Here is a 4,947-nt window from a genome sequence, read left to right as displayed (position 1 = left end):
GGTAGGCGAAGTCGTCATCGTCGAGCAAGATGTTGGAGGGTTTGATGTCACGGTGGATCAGCCCGACCTTGTGGGCGGCATGCAGCGCCTTGGCGACTTGGTCGATGATGCGCACCGCGCGGGCCGGTTCCAGTGGCCCGTCGGCCAGCACCTCTTGTAGGTCGCGGCCCTCGATCAACCGCATACTCACGAACAGTCGACCGTCGATCTCCCCATAGTCATGGATCGGGACCACATGCGGGGTGCCCAACCTTGCCGCCGCGTGGGCTTCCCGGCGGAATCGCCGCTGAAAATCCTCATCCTCAGACAAATGCGCGGGCAAGACCTTGACGGCCACGACCCGGTCGGTGACGGTGTCATGCGCGCGCCACACCTCACCCATGCCGCCGCGGCCCAACAACTCGATCAGGCGGTAGCGACCAAACGGAGTGCCCTCCACCAGTCACGCCCTTCCCGACACCCATGGCTCCCAGCACGAGGACACGCACCATCATCCGCTGTCAGCCAGCACTGCGGAGCCTTTTGAGCACCCACCCGAGGGACGCGGACCGCCCCGCCGAGGCGGGGAGCTTGCGAGAGCTGGGGAGTGAAAGGAGGGCCTGTCGGCCCTCACAGTCGGCACACCTATACCTATTGAGCCGCAACCCGTCTAGCACAAAGTCCGGTACGAAAACGAGCAGAAATATGCGTGGCCGCGCGACCCGGGGTTCAGTGCGCGTCACAGAATTCTCGCAGTGCCGCCATACCCGAGGCCGCTCCACGAGCAAAGTACCGAACAATTTCTTCAAACCGCGTTGCTAAGTCTCCAAGCCGCGTACCGTAGCGCGCCTAACATTTAATTTCAGAAATCGTCAATTGTGGGCGATTCGGCATCTTGTGCGGTTTGACGCGTCCAACTGACCCCGGCGATTCCGGTGATCCTGTTACCGGCACGGCGACCCGCAAAACCGTGCCATCCAGCTGACCAAGACGGTGAGCTAATGAAGACACTCGTGGTTGCAGCGGTGGCTCAACGACGTCGAGCCACGGCAACGGATGGTCGGCTGCCGTCGCCGATCTCTGCGGACCCCAACAACATTCCACCGGGGTATGTGAATGCCAGCGGTGGGAATGCCTTCGGCGGCATGAGCCACTAGCAATTGAAGAAAAGGTTTACCGAAGATTGGGAGGCGGTGATTAAGGGGCAGATACTACGTCCGTTGGCCTGCCGAGTGAGTCGAGACATCCAGCCGAGGCCACTACTGAGAAGGGAAACCTGATGTTACGCAACATGATTGCTGGACTGGCGCTGGCTGCCGGACTGGCCGCCGGGGCATCGTTCGTGCCGGCTACGGCGCATGCTGACATCTCGGAATATCTGGCGTTCCTGCGAAGCCACGGCGTGCCGTTCACAAGCAACGATGCCGCTGTGCAGCAGGGCATTCAAATATGTACCGAGGGCGTCGGCATCGGCCAACTTGAAACGAAGATGGGCCGAGCCGAGGCGGAGGATTACGTCATGGCCGCGCACCAATATCTCTGCTGAGGCCGAGCGGGCTACGGCCAGGCGATGGGCCGAGCTTTGCCGAGTTGAACTGAACGGTCATCCCTACCGGGCACCTTTAAGGTTTCGCTGACTTGAGGCCTGGCTCGTGGAGATGATGTCAATTGCCGTTTACCCAAAGGCCGTTGATGCATGTCAGTAAGTAGCTGTTGTCTTGTGACAACGCCTCAGAGTTGTTGGAACTGCACGCGGTGCCAGCGTCGTGGTGCGCGACTTGGGGCATCATCGGCAACATAAACCAAGTATGGGTTTGCGCGTTGCAGACCAGAAGCATGTTGCGCGAGGGGTCGTGGCTGATCCTGCCGACGTCGGAGCAGAGCTGACGGAAACCGTCGGCTTGCGCAAGACTCGCTAGCTGCAGCTGGCACGCCACGCAGCCGGACACGACGAACGACGCGGCGCTCGCTATTGCCCGTGCGAAGCGAGAAACTTCCCCCGCAACGTCTGTCTTGGCACACCAGCCGGGATCGTTCACCGGGAGAATTCGCCAACAAATCTTCCAAGAATCCTCCAAGTTGTCGGCCGCACCCTACCTGTGAGAGCGGCCTGCGCGCCGCTAACCACCGACATATAGAAGTGCGTCTGCCCCGCCCTAGTGCCTCTGGCAACGACAGGAACGAGAAAATGAGGAAAGTAACAATCGCAGCAACGGGTGCTGTCGCGGCCATCGCCCTCACCCCGCTGCTGCTCTCTGGTTTACCCCGAGCCGCCGACAGTGGAGCGTGTCGTTCCAAGAATCTGCCAAAGACACATCAAGACGACGACAACGCCGGGGGACGGCCGAGGCGGGCGCTGGTCCAGTCAATGGGTGCGCGAGCACAGCCGATTGGAGGAGTATGCGAGGGGTGGGTGAGGTCTCGGTGATCGGTTGCGTCGGGTCGTTGATCGTGGCGACCCGCGGCGTCGCGGGCGTCGGAGAGGTCCTTCTGAAGGTGCGGGGCACGAAGGAGGCCTATCTTGCGTGGTCTGAGCAGCCCCTGCCGAGGGGGACCGAGGTGCTGGTGATCGATGTCCGAGGTGCGCGGACGGTCCTGGTTGAGCCATGGCCCGGCCCGAGTTTGTCAACGCTGACTTCCTGACCTAAAACACGAATCTGCAAGGAGTTCAACATGTTCGGCTACAAAGTGCCTGCACCAGACGAGGCGATGCTGATCTCCGGCGGCCGCGCTGCTGGCAACGCTCCGTTTCGTGTGGTGACCGGTCACGGCGCTTTCATCATGCCGTTCTTCCGAAAGGTTCGGCTCCTCACGCTGGCAATGTGTGAGGCCGAGGTCGAGGAAAGGTGCGTCACTCAGCAGGGGATCACCTTGAACGTTCGAGCCGTCATTGCCTTCAAGGTCGGCAACGACTCCGAAAGCATCGTCAGCGCCGGACAACGATTCTTGTCCGACCAAAACCAGATGGCGGTTCTGACTGGGCGAATCTTCGCCGGTCACCTGCGCTCGATCATCGGATCGATGACCGTCGAGCAGATCATCAAGGAACGCCAGAAGCTGGCCACGGAGGTCCTCGACGGGTCCAAGGAGGAGATGATCAAGATCGGACTGACCGTCGACGCCCTGCAGATCCAGTCCATCGACGACGGCTCCCTGGGCTACATCCTGGCGATGTCCGCGCCCCACAACGCGGCCATCCAGCAGCAGGCGCAGATTGCCCAGGCCAAGGCCGATCAGGCCGCGGCAGAGGCCGAGCAGGAGTCGCAACGCAACCAGGCCGAGTTCGCTCGACAGACGGCAATCGTGCAGGCTCAGTACAAGGCCGAAGTCGACAAAGCGCAGGCAGAAGCCAGCCAGGCGGGACCGCTGGCCGAGGCGCAAGCCCAGCGCGAAGTGCTCGCGATGCGGACCGAGTTGGCTCAGCGCGCGGCAGAGCTCCGGCAGCAAGAGCTGGTCTCGGAGGTGGTCAAGCCCGCCGAGGCGGAGGCAGAACGCGTCCGGATTCTGGCGGTTGCCGACGCTGAGAAAATGAAAATCCAAGCCGAAGCGGCAGCCTCGCACAACCGGGTGGCCTTGGACCGGATGCTGATCGATCAGCTACCCGAAATCGTCAGGCAGGCTGCTCATGGTCTGTCCGGGGCAAACCTGACCATCCTCAACGGCGCCGACGGGCTGGGCGAGATGGCCACTGGCCTGGTGGGACAGGGCCTGGCAATCTTCGATTCTCTGCGTGGCGGGCTCGGTCAACACCCTTCCGAGGATGGGTCAGACCAAATTGGACTCAACGCGCCGCCCGATAAGCAATGACACGTCCGGCCCGGCTACCCCGGCGCCGTGAGACTTGTGCGTGCGCCATCCGGCGAACGCAATGGGTATGCGCATCAACGCGACAACCGGGCCAGTGTGGACATGTGAGGGTGTTGCTCGTCGATACGGGCGCATGACCATCGCGGGCGGGGCGCGCTGGGAGTCAACCAGGATAAGGTCCAGACCCTCTGTTGATCTTTGGCAACCAGGTTGATCTTCGGCAGACCATAGTCGCTGGGAATATCTTCCCCTCCTGCAGGACTTCTCGGCGAGGAGATGTTGACCAGGTTCCGTGCCGCAACCATGCGGCCAGGAGCAGTAGGAGTGACCGGCTACAGCGAGGAGGACTTCGGTTTCGCCGAGATCTGCGCCGTGCTGTCCGAGCGTTTCGGCACCAGATTCAAGCTCCACAACACCGGTGGTAACTGCGTGACACTCGTGGCCCAGCTGGAGGGCGGCATCCAGGTGCTGATCACCGACTGCGTGGGCACGCTGTCGCCCTTCCAGTGGCACCTCGACGGTAGAGCAGCCGGTTTTTTCATTGGTGTTTACCGGGCCGGACTGGATACCGGTGGAGAGCACATCGACCTCCCGGATCGATTCGCTTACACCTACAGCGAGACCGCCCCGCCGACCGCCGAGGCAATCGGCGACCTGGTACAGACATGGCGGTGGCGGAGGTGCGTGAGTTCACGACATCGTTCACAGCTGTCTCGGGACATCGTTTACACCCGACGACGAGGGTTGAGCGATGGGAATGCCGCAGCTGGTGGTCACGGCCGTGCTGGTCGAAGGACGCAGTAGAAGTGAGGTTGCCCGCGAGTACGGGGTTTCTCGGCGGTGGGTGATTACCCTCGTCCAGCGTTACTTGGCCGAGGGCGACGCGGGCCTGCAGCCACGCCCACGAAGGCCGTTTCGCAGCCCCAACCGCACAGCCAAAGACATCGAAGACGAGGTCATCGCGTTACGTAAGGAGCTGGAGCGTGATGGGCATGAGGCCGGGGCGGCGACGATCGCGTTTCACCTTCAGCGGCGCCACGGTGTCAGCCCCGCGGTGTCCACGATCTGGCGGATCCTCTCCGCGCGAGGCTTCGTTACCCCCCAGCCGCACAAACGCCCCAAAAGCAGCTACATCCGCTTCCAGGCCGAGCAGCCCAACGA

General features: G+C 62.2%; 6 protein-coding genes. 4 read left to right on the top strand and 2 right to left on the bottom strand.

The genetic code is table 11. The features are described 5' to 3' along the window. The coding region (locus WAN71_RS03175) for a serine/threonine-protein kinase (protein WP_422223935.1) at nt 1-439 on the bottom strand (439 nt) is incomplete at its 3' end. Nucleotides 440-1,258: 819 nt separating this feature from the next. Between WAN71_RS03175 and WAN71_RS03170 the strand changes: the two genes are divergently transcribed. Continuing rightward, on the top strand, nt 1,259-1,525 hold the full coding sequence (locus tag WAN71_RS03170) for a DUF732 domain-containing protein (RefSeq protein WP_422223934.1): 267 nt from the start codon (nt 1,259-1,261) through the stop codon (nt 1,523-1,525). Nucleotides 1,526-1,643: 118 nt separating this feature from the next. Here WAN71_RS03170 and WAN71_RS03165 read toward each other — a convergent pair whose 3' ends face one another. After that, nucleotides 1,644-2,018 carry a hypothetical protein gene (locus WAN71_RS03165; RefSeq protein WP_422223933.1) on the bottom strand — a complete coding sequence of 125 codons (375 nt, stop codon included), beginning with the start codon at nt 2,016-2,018 and terminating at the stop codon, nt 1,644-1,646. A gap of 634 nt (nt 2,019-2,652) precedes the next feature. On the opposite strand from WAN71_RS03165, the gene WAN71_RS03160 reads away from it, so the two are divergent. The 3 genes from WAN71_RS03160 to WAN71_RS03150 form a co-directional block, all read left to right on the top strand. Further along, nucleotides 2,653-3,786: an SPFH domain-containing protein gene (locus WAN71_RS03160; protein ID WP_422223932.1), complete on the top strand. Its 1,134-nt coding sequence runs from the start codon at nt 2,653-2,655 to the stop codon at nt 3,784-3,786. Between the two features lie 324 nt (nt 3,787-4,110). Beyond that, on the top strand, nt 4,111-4,590 hold the full coding sequence (locus tag WAN71_RS03155) for a hypothetical protein (RefSeq protein ID WP_422223931.1): 480 nt from the start codon (nt 4,111-4,113) through the stop codon (nt 4,588-4,590). Further along, the coding region (locus WAN71_RS03150; protein WP_422223930.1) for a helix-turn-helix domain-containing protein at nt 4,538-4,947 on the top strand (410 nt) is incomplete at its 3' end. The genes WAN71_RS03155 and WAN71_RS03150, both read left to right, overlap by 53 nt.

Origin of the sequence: Mycobacterium sp. (assembly GCF_049280035.1) — a bacterium.
GTDB lineage: Bacteria > Actinomycetota > Actinomycetes > Mycobacteriales > Mycobacteriaceae > Mycobacterium.
The sequence above is the reverse complement of the archived record's forward strand: the minus strand, read 5'-3'. Positions and strand labels throughout refer to the sequence as shown.